Below are 14,158 nucleotides of genomic sequence, written 5' to 3' on the forward strand. Positions count from 1 at the left end.
CCTCGGTACCGGCGGCGCCCGGAAGCGCCCCAGGCGCCTCCTCCGCGCCCGCCACTCGCCGCGGCGGCCCGGGTACCTCGCCGGCGTCCTCCACTCGCGGAAGTGCCCCGGGTACCTCGTCCGCCGCCGCCACTCGTGGAAGCGCCCCCGGTACCTCCTCAGCGCCCGCCACCCCCGGAAGCGCCCCAAGCCCCTCCTCCGCGCCCACCGCTCCCGAAAGGCTCCCGCGTACCCCTTCCGCACCCCGCATCCCCACGAGTTCCGCACCCCCCATCCCCACAAGCCGCCCCCGCACCCCCTCCGGCACCGACCTCCCGCACAGCTCCACGGCCGCCCTGGACTCCGCTGCCGTGTCTCCGGACCCGGCCCTCTCCTGGAGTGCGCCCATGTCGCCGGGCGGGGTTCCCGGAGCCGGGCGGCCCATTGTGTCGTTCGGGCGGCCCGAGGGGTACGACGAGCGGGTCCGGCCGCGGCCGCTCGGGATGTGGATCCGGCCCCGGGTCGCCGCCGCGGCCGCCTGTGTCGTGCTCGGGCTGGGGCTCATCGGCGGTGCCGTGACCGGGAGTTGGCTCGTCGGAGAGCCGGGGGAGGCCGGGACGGGGGACACCTTCGCCGCGGCCGGCGGCCTGTGGCACAGCGTTCCGGTGGATCAGCTGTTCCCGCCCACCGTGGCGGGGAAGGGCGCCGGACCCGGCGGCGCCGACCGTACCTGGACGCGCATCGCCGTAGCCCCCGACCGCGGCTGCGCGGACGCCTTCGACCCGCTCCTGCGCAAGGCGCTCGCGCCCGTCGGCTGCCAACGCCTCCTGCGCGCCACCTACACCGACGCCACCCAGAGCTACGTCACCACCGTGGGCCTGCTCTTCACCAAGGCCGACGCCGCCGCGATGACCGCCCTGGGCAAACGGTTCACCGACGAGGGACTGGACCGCCGTACGGACCTCATGCCCCGCCCGTACGCAGCCAAGAACACCGTCGCCGCCGGTTTCGGCACCGCTCAGCGCGCCTCGTGGACCGTCTCCGTCCTCACCGACGCCCCCGTCGTCGTCTACGCCGTCTCCGGCTGGGCCGACGGCCGCACGGTGGACGAGCCGCAGCCCGCCGAGGAAGCCATGCAGTCCGGCGCCACCACCGCCCCGGCCCAGGCCGGCCTCGGCAACGAGGCGCAGGGCCTCGCCGACCGCGTCGAACGCGGACTGCGCAAGACCGTCAGCTCGCCCACGGAGAAGCCCTCATGAGCCTCACGAGCCGGCGGGCCGGCCTCCTGAGCGTCCTCCTCGCCGCCTCGATCGCCCTCGTCCCGCCCACCGTCGCGCACGCCGACGGCATTCGCGCCCAGCAGTGGGCCCTCGACGCCATGCACACCCAGGAGGCCTGGCGTACGACCAAGGGTGCGGGCGTCACCGTCGCCGTCCTCGACACCGGCGTCGAGCCCGACCACCCCGACCTCGACGGCAACGTCCTGCCCGGCAAGGACATGATCGGCTTCGGCGCGAAGGACGGCGACCGCGCCTGGGCCCGCCACGGCACCGCGATGGCCGGGATCATCGCCGGCCACGGACATGGCCCCGGCGACGCCGACGGCGTCATGGGCATCGCCCCCGAGGCCAAGATCCTCCCCGTCCGCGTGATCCTCGAAGACGGCGACCCGGCCCGCGCCAAGGCCCGCAGCACCCGCGGCAACGCCCTCGCCGAAGGCATCCGCTGGGCCGCCGACCACGGCGCCGAGGTCATCAACCTCTCCCTCGGCGACGACTCCGCCTCCGCCCACCCCGAACCCACCGAGGACGAGGCCGTCCAGTACGCCCTGAAGAAGGGCTCCGTCGTCGTCGCCTCGGCCGGCAACGGCGGCGAGAAGGGCGACCACATCTCCTACCCGGCCGCCTACCCGGGCGTGATCGCCGCGACCGCCGTCGACAAGTACGGCACCCGCGCCTCCTTCTCCACCCGCCGCTGGTACGCCACGGTCAGCGCCCCCGGCGTCGACGTCGTCATCGCCGACCCCGACCACAAGTACTACGAGGGCTGGGGGACGAGCGCCGCCTCCGCCTTCGTCTCCGGCGCGGTCGCGCTCATCAAGTCCGCCCACCCTGACCTGACTCCCGCGCAGATCAAGAAGCTCCTGGAGGACACGGCCCGCAACGCCCCGGCCGACGGCCGCGACGACTCGCGCGGCTTCGGCTTCGTCGACCCGGCGGCCGCCCTCGCCCGGGCCGACCGCCTCAAGCCGGAGAGCCTTCAGGTGGCCTCGTACGGCGACAAGTACTTCGGTTCAGGACCGGACACCGCCAAGGAGGAGGACGACACCACCGACTGGGCGGCCCCGCTCGCGGGCGGCTTCGGTGGCCTCCTGCTGATCGGAGCGGTGGTCCTGTGGCGCGGTCGCCGTACCCCTGGCTCCTACGAGGGCCACGACGGACATGCGGGTCACGACAGCTACGACGGCTTCTGATCCGACCCCCGAGGACCCCGCTCCTACCGGGACGAAGATGAAGACGAGGACGGGGACGCGGACGAAGACGCGGACGCCTCCGCCGACGCGCCGTCCCCCGCGAACACCGACACCGCCGCCTTCGCCGCCGCCTCGACCAGCGAAATCCCCTTCGCCTTCGTCGAGTTGCCGTTGGACAGCGCGGCCACCAGATAGTCGTGGCCGTCCACCGTCACGCACCCGATGCTGTTGATGTCCCACAGACCGGTGGCACTGCGCGCCAGCCAGCCGTTCTTCAGTGCCCACTCGGAGCCGTCGGCCGCGGCCGACACCCCCCAGTGCTGGTCGACGGCTATCTGCCCCATCAGCCCCTGGAGATACGACTGCGAGGGCCCGCTCAGCTCCGAATCGTCCCCGAACACCTGCTCAAGCAGGGTGAGTTGATCGGCCGCCGTCGTCTGGGTCAGCCCCCACAGCATGTCGTCGCCGCCCTCGGTTTCCGTGAGCCCGAAGCGCTCGTTCGCGGCGCCGAGGCCGTTCGCCTTCCCGATGATCCGCCACAGGGCCGACGCGGAGGCGTTGTCGCTGTTCTCGATCATCGCGGTGGCGTACGACTTCTCGGCCTGCGTCAGGTGCCGCCCCGCATCCTGCGCCCGGAGCAGCAGCGTGGCCAGGATGTCGACCTTGACGATGCTCGCCGTGTCGAAGCTCCCGTCGCCGTACCCGGCGCTCTCGCCGGAGTCCACGTCCAGCACCGCCACCGACACATCCGCACGGTCCCCGGCACTCACGGAACTCGCAGAGCCCACGGACTTCATGGCCTTGGCCAGCAGCGCGCCGTAGTCCACCGTCGGCTCCGCCGCAGATTCCACTGCCTCCTCGCTCACCGAAGCCGAAGCCGAAGCCGATGACGAGGCCGAGGCCGACGGTGACGGTGACGAGGCCGACGGTGACGGTGACGAGGCCGACGGCGTCGCCGCCGACGACACCGCTTGCGCATCGGAGTGCGCCCGCGCCTTCACGTACACGGTCCCCGCGGCCGTACCGCCGACGACGGCGACGGACGCGAGCGCGGTGTACAGCAAGGGCCGGCGGGCGAGGTGAGCGCGGCGGCCCCGGCGAGCTCTGGAAGACTCCATCTCGCGATGCTCGGGGCCGCAACTGTGTGCACCGTTAGACGGAGGTTAGATGTGTGTCAGGGATATCTGAGAAAGCCGTGAAGGTTGTCACGGGCAGGTTTCCGGCCCCGCACAAGCCCAGCAGTAACCCCCCTATAAGGTCGGTGACCGTGACGAACAAGAACATTCCCGACTCCGGCTACTCCGACGACGACGGCTCGGCCGATCTCCGGCTGAGCGCGGCGCTCGCCGCCTGGGCCGAGGACCGCACCGCCGAGGGACCCGTTCTGGAGGCCCTCGAGGGCGCCCGGCTGCTCGTCCCCGTGGTGGCCGTGCTCGGCGAGGTCGAGGAGGACGAGAACGGACTGCGCCGCGAGAAGACCAGTGACATGGCGGTGCCGACGCTGAAGGCGGGCAACCGCACCGCCCTGCCCGCCTTCACCTCCACCGACTCCCTCGCCCGCTGGGACCCGGCGGCCCGCCCCGTCGCCGTACCCCTGCACCAGGCTCTCCAGGCCGCGGCGCACGAGAAGGCGGACACCATCGTGCTGGACCTGGCCGGGCCGGTGCCCTACGAGCTGACCGGGTCCGCGCTGCGCGCGCTCGCCGAGGGACGGACGACGGCCGACCCGCTCGCCGACCCGGCCGTGCGCGAGGCGGTACGGACCGCGGTGGCCGCCGAGCCCGCGGTGCTCCGCGCCCACCTCGGGCCCGGACCGGCCGACGGCACCCTCGCCCTGGTCCTGGACCCGGCCACGGCTCCCGCGCCGGCCGCCCGCGCGGTGGCGGAGCGCCTCGCCGGCGACGAGACACTGAGGGCCCGCCTGGTGCGCGGCCTCGACCTGGCACTGCTGCCGGCCGGGGCGACGCCGCCGGGCGAGCCCTTGTACGTACGCTGACGGACCAGCCGTAGCCGGATCCGCCGCAGTGGGACCTGCCGTAGTAGGACCGGCCGTAGCCGGACTAGCCGTAGATCGGGCCGGTGTACTTCTCGCCCGGGCCCTGGCCCGGGTCGTCCGGGACGAGTGACGCCTCGCGGAAGGCCAGTTGCAGGGACTTCAGACCGTCGCGCAGCGGTGCCGCGTGGAAGGAGCTGATCTCGGTCGCGCTCGCGTCGAGCAGACCGGCCAGGGCGTGCACCAGCTTGCGGGCCTCGTCCAGGTCCTTGTACTTGTCGCCCTCCTCGGTCAGACCGAGCTTCACCGCGGCGGCGCTCATCAGGTTGACGGCGACCGTCACGATCACCTCGACGGCGGGGACCTCGGCGATGTCGCGGGTCATCTCGTCGAAGCCGGGGCTCTCGGGGTGCTCGGCGGACTCAGCGGGGGTGTCACTCATGCCCCCACGATAGGCCCCGGTGCACGACGATTAGCACCACCCCCGGGTAGCTGCTAACCTTGTGTGACGACCGGCCGGACACACATCTGTACGTGTGACTGGCCCGCAAGTGGAGGCTCCGATCTCCCACCTGACCGTCCTCCGGGACGGCGGGTCACCCCGGTCAGGCGGCCACCATCGTTCCGTACGGACGATGGAGTCGCCCGAATGTGCGCCCCGCGATCACTGCGGCGGTGCTCCGGTAGTGCTTGGAGCCCCGCTCGTGATCGTCCGGGGCATTTTTTGTGCTTCGGCGCGGTTAGGTCTGACGAACAATGACATACGCGGCTGTCCGCCAGACCGCCGTGTGGTGCTAACCGAGGAGGATCCATCAGCGCCGAGCCCCGCATCAACGACCGGATTCGCGTTCCAGAGGTGCGACTTGTCGGTCCCAGTGGCGAGCAGGTGGGCATTGTCCCGCTGGCCAAGGCACTGGAGCTTGCGCAGGAGTACGACCTGGACCTGGTCGAGGTGGCGGCGACCGCCCGTCCGCCTGTGTGCAAGCTCATGGACTACGGGAAGTTCAAGTACGAGTCGGCCATGAAGGCCCGTGAGGCGCGCAAGAACCAGGCGCACACGGTCATCAAGGAGATGAAGCTCCGGCCGAAGATCGACCCGCACGACTATGACACCAAGAAGGGTCACGTCGTCCGGTTCCTCAAGCAGGGCGACAAGGTCAAGATCACGATCATGTTCCGTGGTCGCGAGCAGTCCCGGCCCGAACTGGGCTACCGACTGCTTCAGCGGCTCGCGGAGGATGTCGCCGACCTCGGTTTCGTGGAGTCGAACCCGAAGCAGGACGGCCGAAACATGATCATGGTCCTCGGTCCGCACAAGAAGAAGACCGAGGCGATGGCCGAGGCTCGCCAGGCGCAGGAAGCCCGCAAGGCGGAGGCGAAGGCCAACCCCGGCCGCTCGCAGAACGCCGCGGAGCACGACCTGGACGTCGAGCACGACGTGGACGTCGAGGCCCCTGCCGAGGCTTCCGCCGAGGCGTGATCCCGGGGGACGCGAGTCCCCAGGACGTTACCGATACAACAGCGACGCTCCACCGTGCCCGGTTTTCGCGACCGGGCATCGGAGCGCCATCGACGAGGAGACAACGGCGCTATGCCGAAGAACAAGTCGCACAGCGGTGCCAGCAAGCGCTTCAAGATCACCGGCTCCGGCAAGGTGCTCCGTGAGCGTGCCGGCAAGCGCCACCTGCTCGAGCACAAGTCGTCCCGCGTGACGCGTCGCCTCACCGGCAACGCCGAGATGGCCCCGGGCGACGCCAAGAAGATCAAGAAGCTTCTCGGCAAGTGACACGTCGGCGCGTGAGCGCCGTACGTACGTCAGGACCGGGACCCAATCGATATCGGGTCGTGTGAGGACAACCACGGCCCCGCTACAAGGAGTTAAAAGTGGCACGCGTCAAGCGGGCAGTCAACGCCCACAAGAAGCGCCGGGCGATCCTCGAGCAGGCTTCCGGCTACCGCGGTCAGCGTTCGCGTCTGTACCGCAAGGCCAAGGAGCAGGTCACCCACTCGCTGGTCTACAACTACAACGACCGCAAGAAGCGTAAGGGTGACTTCCGCCAGCTGTGGATCCAGCGCATCAACGCCGCTGCCCGCGCCAACGGCATCACGTACAACCGCTTCATCCAGGGTCTGAAGGCCGCGAACGTCGAGGTCGACCGCAAGATCCTGGCCGAGCTGGCCGTCAACGACGCCACCGCCTTCGCCGCGCTCGTCGAGGTCGCCCAGAAGGCGCTGCCGGCGGACGTGAACGCGCCCAAGGCTGCGTGACGCTGCGCTGGCCTTGGCCGGTGAGGTGACTTTATGGACCCGTGGGCTTTCGGCCTGCGGGTCCGTTGCGTTCAGTGGTGCCTGTGGGTTCGGCACCGCCGTAATCCGCCGTCGTGGTCGATTGCCGTTGCGGCGGAAAATAGTTAGGTGAGTTGTATGGCCCCGGTCGCCCCCGAGCTGATCTCCCCCCGTTCCCCCCGGGTCTCCGCCGCGCGGCGGCTCGTCAAGCGGAACTTTCGGGGGAAGGAGCGGCTGTTCCTCGCGGAGGGGCCGCAGGCCGTGCGGGAAGCGGCGGGGCATCGGGTGGACGCGGCCGCCACCCTCGTCGAGCTGTTCGCCACCGTGGAGGCGGCGGAGCGGTACGCCGACATCGTCGGCGAGGCCCGTGACGCCGGCGCCCGGGTGCACCTCGCCGACGAGCAGGTCATCGTCGACATCTCGACCACCGTCACCCCGCAGGGGCTCGTCGGCATCTGCCGGTTTCTCGACACCCCCTTCGAGGAGATCCTCGGGGCGCGGCCCCAGCTCGTCGCCGTCCTCGCGCACGTGCGCGACCCCGGCAACGCCGGCACTGTCCTGCGGTGCGCCGACGCCGCCGGGGCCGAGGCCGTCGTGTTCACCGACGCCTCCGTCGACCTGTACAACCCGAAGGCCGTCCGCGCCTCCGTCGGGTCCCTGTTCCATCTGCCGGTCGCCGTGGGTGTGCCCGTCGAGCGGGCCGTGGCGGGGCTGAAGGACGCCGGGGTCCGCGTCCTCGCCGCCGACGGAGCGGGCGCGCACGACCTCGACGACGAGCTCGACCGGGGCACCATGGGCGGGCCGACGGCCTGGATCTTCGGGAACGAGGCCTGGGGGCTCCCGGAGGAGACCCGCGCGCTCGCGGACGCCGTGGTGCGGGTCCCGATCCACGGGAAGGCCGAGAGCCTGAACCTCGCCACCGCGGCGGCCGTATGTCTCTATGCGTCAGCCCGTGCACAGCGCGCCTCCACAGGGTGCCGCTCCGTCACCGAGAGCTAGTAGGGTGACCAGCTCGGGGGCCCACTGCGCCAGCTGAGAGGCCGTCTGAGAGGGGTGGGGTACGGGGATGAGTGTCGGCACGAGCAGCGCACCGGGGGCACGGGATGTGCGGCAGCCGCCCGCGCCCCGGCCCGGTGATCTCGCCGAGCTCGGCATCGACCCCGACCAACTGCCCGACGGACTGGTCGTCGCCGACGAGCACGGGCACGTGATCTGCTTCAACGCCGCCGCCGAGCGCATCACCGCCGTCCCCGCCGCCGAGGCCCTCGGACAGCGCCTGGAGAAGGCCCTCCCGTTAGAGGACCTGGAGGGCCGGCGCTGGTGGCAGCTGACCGATCCCTACGGCGGACTCGCCATCCGGGTGGGGCAGCCCGAGCGCAATCTGCTGCTGCCGGGCGGCCGGGAGGTGCTCGTCACGGCGCGGTACGTCCGTACGGCACCCACCGGGCCCGTGCGCCGCGTCGTCGTCTCCCTCCGGGACACCGAGGCCCGCCTGCGCACCGAGCGCAGCCACGCCGAGCTGATCGCCACCGTCGCGCACGAGCTGCGCTCGCCGCTCACCTCCGTCAAGGGCTTCACCGCCACCCTGCTCGCCAAGTGGGAACGCTTCACCGACGACCAGAAGCGGCTGATGCTGGAGACCGTCGACGCGGATGCCGACCGGGTCACCCGGCTCATCGCCGAGCTGCTGGACATCTCGCGGATCGACTCCGGGCGGCTGGAAGTGCGTCGCCAGCCCGTCGACATGGGCGCCGCCGTCGGCCGGCACATCCAGTCCTACGTCGCCGCGGGCCTGCCCGCCGACCGGTTCCTGCTGCGCATCGAGCAGCCCCTGCCCGCGCTGTGGGCCGACCCCGACAAGATCGACCAGGTGCTCAGCAACCTGCTGGAAAATGCCGTGCGGCACGGCGAGGGAACCGTCACGATTGACGTCACGCCCACGGCGTCCCCCCGCGAAGGGGAAGGCCATGAAAACGCTGCCACGTCGGTCACGGTGAGCGACGAGGGGTCCGGCATCCCGGAGGAGTCCATGAACCGCGTCTTCACCCGCTTCTGGCGGGGCAGCAAGCGCGGTGGCACCGGCCTCGGCCTCTACATCGTCAAGGGCATCGTCGAGGCCCACGGCGGCACCATCACGGTCGGCCGCGCCCCCGGCGGCGGCGCCGAGTTCCGATTTACGTTGCCCGTGAGCGCTCCCGCCTACCTGGCTTGAGCGCCCGCGGGCGCATTCGTACACCTCCACCCCGTTAGACTCGGCCTTTGGCACCTTTGCGTCCCTCTCTGTGGACGATTCGTCTCCGAGTCGTGGACGGGGACCATCCGCCAGCCAACCGGAAGCACGGGAAGAGATGTCGGCACCGAATAAGTCGTACGACCCTGTAGAGGTCGAGGCGTTGAAACCGGAAGAGATCGAGCGCATGCGGGACGAGGCGCTCGCCGCCTTCGCCGCCGCGGACTCCCTCGACGCGCTCCAGGAGGCCAAGGTCGCCCACACCGGGGGCACCTCCCCGCTGGCCCTCGCCAACCGCGAGATCGGCGCCCTGCCCCCGCACGCCAAGGCAGAGGCCGGCAAGCGCGTGGGCCAGGCCCGGGGCGCCGTGAACAAGGCCCTCGCCGCCCGACAGGTGGAGCTGGAGGCCGAGCGCGACCAGCGGGTGCTGGTCGAGGAGGCGGTGGACGTCACACTGCCGTACGACCGCGTACCGGCCGGCGCCCGCCACCCGCTCACCACCCTCTCGGAGCGCATCGAGGACATCTTCGTGGCCATGGGCTACGAGGTCGCCGAGGGCCCCGAGGTCGAGGCCGAGTGGTTCAACTTCGACGCGCTCAACATCGGCCCGGACCACCCGGCCCGCGGCGAGCACGACACCTTCTTCGTGCAGGGCCCGCAGGGCGGCACCGAGTCCGGTGCCGTACTGCGCACCCACACCTCGCCGGTGCAGGTCCGCTCCCTGCTCGACCGCGAGCTGCCGGTCTACACGATCTGCCCCGGCCGCGTGTACCGCACCGACGAGCTGGACGCCACGCACACCCCGGTCTTCCACCAGGTCGAGCTGATCGCCGTCGACGAGGGCCTGACCATGGCCGACCTCAAGGGCACCCTGGACCACATGGTCCAGTCGCTGTTCGGCGAGGGCATGAAGACCCGCCTGCGGCCGAACTTCTTCCCCTTCACCGAGCCGTCCGCCGAGATGGACATGGTGTGCTACGTCTGCCGCGGCGAGTCCGTCGGCAACCCCGACCGGCCCTGCCGCACCTGCTCCAGCGAGGGCTGGATCGAGCTCGGCGGCTGCGGCATGGTCAACCCCAAGGTGCTGACCGCCTGCGGTGTGGACCCGGAGAAGTACAGCGGCTTCGCCTTCGGGTTCGGCATCGAGCGGATGCTGATGTTCCGCCACAACGTCGAAGACATGCGAGACATGGTCGAGGGTGACGTCCGGTTCACCCGGCCGTTCGGGATGGAGATCTGATGCGGGTCCCGCTTTCCTGGCTGCGGGAGTACGTCGACCTGCCGGCGACCGAAACCGGCCGTGACGTCCAGGCCAAGCTCGTTTCCGCCGGCCTGGAGGTCGAGACCGTCGAGCACCTCGGCGCCGACCTCAAGGGCCCGCTCGTCGTCGGCAAGGTGCTGACCATCGAGGAGCTGACGGAGTTCAAGAAGCCGATCCGCTTCTGCACGGTCGACGTCGGCCAGGCCAACGGCACCGGCGAGCCCCAGGAGATCGTCTGCGGCGCCCGCAACTTCGTCGTCGGCGACAAGGTCGTCGTGGTCCTGCCCGGCGCCACGCTGCCGGGCGGCTTCTCGATCTCCGCACGCAAGACCTACGGCAAGACGTCCCACGGCATGATCTGCTCCAGCGGCGAGCTGGGCATGGGCGACGACGGCACCCACGGCATCATCGTGCTGCCGCCGGAGGCCGAGGTCGGCAAGGACGCCATCGAGCTGCTGGAACTGGTCGACGAGGTCCTCGACATCGCCGTCACCGCCAACCGCGGCGACTGCCTGTCGATCCGCGGCGTCGCCCGCGAGACCGCCATCGCCTACGGCCTGCCGCTGAGCGACCCGGCCCTGCTCGACGTGCCCGGCCCGAACGCCTTCGGTTACCCGGTGCGGATCTCCGACCCGCTGGGCTGCGACCGCTTCACCGCGCGCACCGTCACCGGTCTGAGCCCCGAGGCACGCTCCCCGATCTGGCTCCAGCGCCGCCTTCAGAAGGTCGGCATGCGCCCGATCTCGCTCGCCGTCGACGTCACCAACTACGTGATGATGGAACTCGGCCAGCCGCTGCACGCCTACGACCGCAACCTGGTCCAGGGCACCATCGGCGTGCGCCGCGCCGAGCCGGGCGAGAAGCTCACCACGCTCGACGGCGTCGTACGCACGCTGGACGCCGAGGACCTGGTGATCGTCGACGACCGCGGCCCGATCGGACTCGCGGGCGTGATGGGCGGCGCCAACACGGAGATCGCCGACCACGACGACGTGGAGAACGCCTCCGCGGACATCGTGATCGAGGCCGCGCACTTCAACGCGGTGTCCATCGCCCGTACGGCCCGCCGCCACAAGCTGTCGTCGGAGGCCTCCCGCCGCTTCGAGCGGGGAGTCGACCCGCAGGCCGCGGCCGCCGCCGCCCAGCGCACCGTCGACCTGCTGGTGTTGCTCGCGGGCGGCACCGCCGAGGCCGGCGTCACCGAGATCACCGCGCCGTCCGCGCCGCACACCATCTCGGTCCCGGCCGACCACCCGGACAAGGTCGCGGGCGTCACGTACGGCCGCGAGACCGTTGTACGCCGTCTCCAGGAGATCGGCTGCGACGCCATGGGAAATACTGCCGCGTGGAACGCGTCGTTGAGGGGCGGTGGTCGGGCGACGGGCGGGAAGGACGAGCTGATCGTCACCGTGCCGTCCTGGCGGCCCGACCTCGTCGAGGCCAACGACCTGGCCGAAGAGGTCATCCGCCTGGAGGGCTACGAGAACCTGCCCTCCACGCTGCCCAAGCCGCCGTCGGGCCGCGGCCTCACCCACCGGCAGCGGCTGCACCGCCGCGTCGGCCGGGCGCTGGCCGGGGCGGGATACGTCGAGGCGCCGAACTACCCGTTCATCAGCGAGCAGGTCTTCGACCAGCTCGGCCTCGCCGCCGACGACCCGGCCCGCCGCGTCGTCAAGCTGACCAACCCGCTCAACGACGAGGAGCCCGCGCTCCGTACGTCGCTGCTGCCGGGCCTGCTTGCCGCCCTGCGGCGCAATGACGGCCGGGGCTCGCACGACCTGGCGCTGTTCGAGACCGGCCTGGTGTTCCTCCCGCGCGAGGAGCGGCGCGTCGCCGTCACCCTGCCCGTGGACCGGCGCCCGACCGACGAGGAGATCGCGACGCTGAACGCCGCGCTGCCCGAGCAGCCGCGCCACGCCGCCGTCGTCCTCGCGGGCGCCCGCGAGCAGGCCGGCTGGTGGGGCGGGGGCCGCCCGGGCGACTGGGCCGACGCGGTCCAGGCGGCGCGGGTCGTGGCCCGTGAGACCGGTGCGGAACTGGTGGTCCGCGGTGGGCAGTACGGGCCGTGGCATCCGGGACGGTGCGCCGAGCTGGCGATCGTCGCGGACGGTGCCGAGCGGGTGGTCGGTCACGCCGGTGAGCTGCACCCCCGCGTGCTGAAGTCCCTGGGGCTGCCCGCCCGCACGTGTGCGATGGAGATCGACCTGGACGCGCTGGAGCGGGTGGGCGACGGAACTCCGCAGGCGCCGCGCATCTCCGCGTTCCCGGTCGCCACGCAGGATGTCGCGCTCGTCGTGGACAAGTTCGTACCGCACTCCGACGTGGAGGCCGCGCTGCGTGACGGCGCCGGTGAACTGCTGGAGGCGATCCGGTTGTTCGACGTGTACGAGAACGCGGAGCAGCTCGGTGAGGGGCGGAAGTCGCTGGCCTATGCGTTGAGGTTCCGTGCGAGTGACCGGACTCTGACCGTTGACGAGGCTTCGGCGGCTCGGGATGCGGCGGTCGCGCTTGCGGGGGAGCGGACTGGGGCGGTGCTGAGGGGCTAGGGGCGCCTAATGGGTGGGGGACTGCTGTTCGTCGGCGGCTGCGGGTCGTATGTGGCTGGTCGCGCCCACGCGGCGGAGCCGCATATTGATACAGTCCCGCGCCCCTTAAGGGCGCTTTCAGTCCCCTCACTCAATCGGGTGATGTCTGCTGGTGATGGGCCTTTTTGGCTCGTGCTGTCGGCAGAATCGGACCGGCCTTTCGGGGTCGGTCCGATTGCGCTGTGAGGGCCTAATTGGGGGGCCATCGGCATGATCCGTATCAAGGCTGGGGTTGCGCTGCCCATCGGCTGGGGCGCCGTCGCGATCACCTACAAACTGGCTTGTCCGCTCGCTCAGGAGAGCGGCTTGGGGGCACGCGCCTTCACCAGTGCCGTCTTCTTCGCCGTCGGCACCGGACTGGTACTCCACGTCAGACACACCCTGCTGCGCGAGCTCAGGGAGGCCCGCCAGGTCGCCGGCGTTGCCCAGAGCGCGCTGCTACGGCCGTTGCCTCCGCGCGTCGACGGGCTGGACATCGCCGCCGCCCAGCGCTCCGCCGATCGAGGCGCCGCCATCGGAGGTGATCTGTACGCCGTAGTCGCCACGGAGCACGGCGTACGGGTCGTGATGGGCGACGTGCGCGGACACGGGCTCGCCGCCATCACTACGGCCGCCGCCGTCCTCGGCAGTTTCCGGGAGGCCGTGTACGACGAGGCCGGACTCGACGGTGTGCTGCGGCGGTTGGAGCGCGCGCTGGCCCGGCATCTGCGCGAACGAGCCCGCAGCGAGCATCCCTCGGCCGGTCCGGAGCCCGATCACCCGGTCGCCGAGGAGTTCGTGACCGTACTGCTGCTGGAGATCCACCGGGACGGCGCGGTGCACGCCCTGAACTGCGGGCACCCCTGGCCGTATCTGCTCAGCGGCACGCGGGTCGATCCACTGGCTCGCGCGGACCCCCTCCCACCGCTGGGCCCGTTCCCCCTCCCGCCCGAACTGCCCGCCCTGCCCTGCGGCCGCCTGCTGCCCGGCGAGACCCTGGTCCTGTACACGGACGGCGCCGAGGACGCGAGAGACGCCCGTGGCCGATTCTTCTCCCTGCCCGCAGCACTGTCCCAGGCCGTCTGCACCGACCCCGCCGCCGTACCCCAGGAGGTCCTGGGCTCGGTCTTCACCGCACTACTGCGACACACAGCAGGCGAACCCACGGATGACATCGCCCTACTGGTGCTTAAAAACGACCGCCAACACAGGCAGACCCCAGGGGCGCGGGGAACTGCGCGAGCAACCACATACGACCCGCAGCCGACAACGCACCTGTAGTCGCCCGGTGCTTGGTCGCCCGGCCCAGCCAGCGCAGCGCGCAGCGGCGGGCCGCCGCACTGTACGAGGGGGAGCCGGCGGCCCGGCCGGC

13 protein-coding genes are annotated in these 14,158 nt (G+C 71.3%); 11 read left to right on the forward strand and 2 right to left on the reverse strand.

What is annotated here, in order from left to right; all coding sequences use genetic code 11:
• Positions 1–350 precede the first annotated feature (350 nt).
• Together AB0I77_RS20350 and mycP are read left to right on the forward strand one after the other, a co-directional pair.
• Positions 351–1,238, forward strand: a complete 888-nt coding sequence (locus AB0I77_RS20350) for a hypothetical protein (protein WP_363284000.1) — start codon at positions 351–353, stop codon at positions 1,236–1,238.
• Positions 1,235–2,452, forward strand: coding sequence for a type VII secretion-associated serine protease mycosin (mycP, locus tag AB0I77_RS20355; RefSeq protein WP_363284001.1), 1,218 nt, complete (start codon positions 1,235–1,237; stop codon positions 2,450–2,452). Before AB0I77_RS20350 ends, mycP begins: the two co-directional genes overlap by 4 nt.
• A 23-nt stretch (positions 2,453–2,475) precedes the next feature.
• On the opposite strand, the gene AB0I77_RS20360 is transcribed toward mycP, so the two are convergent.
• Positions 2,476–3,570: a serine hydrolase gene (locus AB0I77_RS20360; RefSeq protein ID WP_363284002.1), complete on the reverse strand. Its 1,095-nt coding sequence runs from the start codon at positions 3,568–3,570 to the stop codon at positions 2,476–2,478.
• A 149-nt stretch (positions 3,571–3,719) separates the two neighbouring features.
• Between AB0I77_RS20360 and AB0I77_RS20365 the strand changes: the two genes are divergently transcribed.
• Entirely contained in the window at positions 3,720–4,448 is a 729-nt protein-coding gene (locus tag AB0I77_RS20365; protein WP_363284003.1) for an SseB family protein, read from the forward strand.
• A gap of 64 nt (positions 4,449–4,512) precedes the next feature.
• Here AB0I77_RS20365 and AB0I77_RS20370 read toward each other — a convergent pair whose 3' ends face one another.
• On the reverse strand, positions 4,513–4,887 hold the full coding sequence (locus AB0I77_RS20370) for a DUF1844 domain-containing protein (RefSeq protein WP_363284004.1): 375 nt from the start codon (positions 4,885–4,887) through the stop codon (positions 4,513–4,515).
• Between the two features lie 369 nt (positions 4,888–5,256).
• On the opposite strand from AB0I77_RS20370, the gene infC reads away from it, so the two are divergent.
• The 8 genes from infC to AB0I77_RS20410 all read left to right on the forward strand — a co-directional run bounded on the left by infC (position 5,257) and on the right by AB0I77_RS20410 (position 14,067).
• The gene (infC, locus tag AB0I77_RS20375; protein ID WP_363284075.1) at positions 5,257–5,925 is read left to right on the forward strand and encodes a translation initiation factor IF-3; all 669 of its coding nucleotides are present in this window, start codon (positions 5,257–5,259) and stop codon (positions 5,923–5,925) included.
• Between the two features lie 111 nt (positions 5,926–6,036).
• Complete coding sequence (rpmI, locus tag AB0I77_RS20380; protein ID WP_019065473.1) at positions 6,037–6,231, forward strand: 50S ribosomal protein L35; 195 nt, start codon at positions 6,037–6,039, stop codon at positions 6,229–6,231.
• Positions 6,232–6,329: 98 nt separating this feature from the next.
• Positions 6,330–6,713 (forward strand): 50S ribosomal protein L20, encoded by a 384-nt coding sequence (gene rplT, locus AB0I77_RS20385; protein WP_004933571.1) that lies wholly within the window; start codon positions 6,330–6,332, stop codon positions 6,711–6,713.
• 156 nt (positions 6,714–6,869) lie between these two features.
• Positions 6,870–7,730 (forward strand): RNA methyltransferase, encoded by an 861-nt coding sequence (locus tag AB0I77_RS20390; RefSeq protein WP_363284005.1) that lies wholly within the window; start codon positions 6,870–6,872, stop codon positions 7,728–7,730.
• Between the two features lie 67 nt (positions 7,731–7,797).
• Entirely contained in the window at positions 7,798–8,943 is a 1,146-nt protein-coding gene (locus AB0I77_RS20395) for an ATP-binding protein (RefSeq protein ID WP_363284006.1), read from the forward strand.
• A 136-nt stretch (positions 8,944–9,079) separates the two neighbouring features.
• Complete coding sequence (pheS, locus tag AB0I77_RS20400) at positions 9,080–10,201, forward strand: phenylalanine--tRNA ligase subunit alpha (RefSeq protein WP_363284007.1); 1,122 nt, start codon at positions 9,080–9,082, stop codon at positions 10,199–10,201.
• Positions 10,201–12,768 carry a phenylalanine--tRNA ligase subunit beta gene (pheT, locus tag AB0I77_RS20405; RefSeq protein ID WP_363284008.1) on the forward strand — a complete coding sequence of 856 codons (2,568 nt, stop codon included), beginning with the start codon at positions 10,201–10,203 and terminating at the stop codon, positions 12,766–12,768. Before pheS ends, pheT begins: the two co-directional genes overlap by 1 nt.
• Positions 12,769–13,017: 249 nt before the next feature.
• Positions 13,018–14,067 carry a PP2C family protein-serine/threonine phosphatase gene (locus AB0I77_RS20410; protein ID WP_363284010.1) on the forward strand — a complete coding sequence of 350 codons (1,050 nt, stop codon included), beginning with the start codon at positions 13,018–13,020 and terminating at the stop codon, positions 14,065–14,067.
• The last annotated feature ends 91 nt before the right edge of the window (positions 14,068–14,158 follow it).

This window comes from Streptomyces sp. NPDC050619, assembly GCF_040654815.1.
Taxonomy (GTDB): Bacteria; Actinomycetota; Actinomycetes; order Streptomycetales; family Streptomycetaceae; genus Streptomyces.

What these genes read in the sequence shown, in the direction of transcription:
- mycP (WP_363284001.1), top strand. Translation starts at nt 1,235, where the DNA reads ATGAGCCTCACGAGCCGGCGGGCCGGCCTCCTGAGCGTCCTCCTCGCC.
- AB0I77_RS20360 (WP_363284002.1), bottom strand. Translation starts at nt 3,570, where the DNA reads ATGGAGTCTTCCAGAGCTCGCCGGGGCCGCCGCGCTCACCTCGCCCGC.
- AB0I77_RS20370 (WP_363284004.1), bottom strand. Translation starts at nt 4,887, where the DNA reads ATGAGTGACACCCCCGCTGAGTCCGCCGAGCACCCCGAGAGCCCCGGC.
- rpmI (WP_019065473.1), top strand. Translation starts at nt 6,037, where the DNA reads ATGCCGAAGAACAAGTCGCACAGCGGTGCCAGCAAGCGCTTCAAGATC.
- AB0I77_RS20390 (WP_363284005.1), top strand. Translation starts at nt 6,870, where the DNA reads ATGGCCCCGGTCGCCCCCGAGCTGATCTCCCCCCGTTCCCCCCGGGTC.
- AB0I77_RS20395 (WP_363284006.1), top strand. Translation starts at nt 7,798, where the DNA reads ATGAGTGTCGGCACGAGCAGCGCACCGGGGGCACGGGATGTGCGGCAG.
- pheS (WP_363284007.1), top strand. Translation starts at nt 9,080, where the DNA reads ATGTCGGCACCGAATAAGTCGTACGACCCTGTAGAGGTCGAGGCGTTG.
- pheT (WP_363284008.1), top strand. Translation starts at nt 10,201, where the DNA reads ATGCGGGTCCCGCTTTCCTGGCTGCGGGAGTACGTCGACCTGCCGGCG.
- AB0I77_RS20410 (WP_363284010.1), top strand. Translation starts at nt 13,018, where the DNA reads ATGATCCGTATCAAGGCTGGGGTTGCGCTGCCCATCGGCTGGGGCGCC.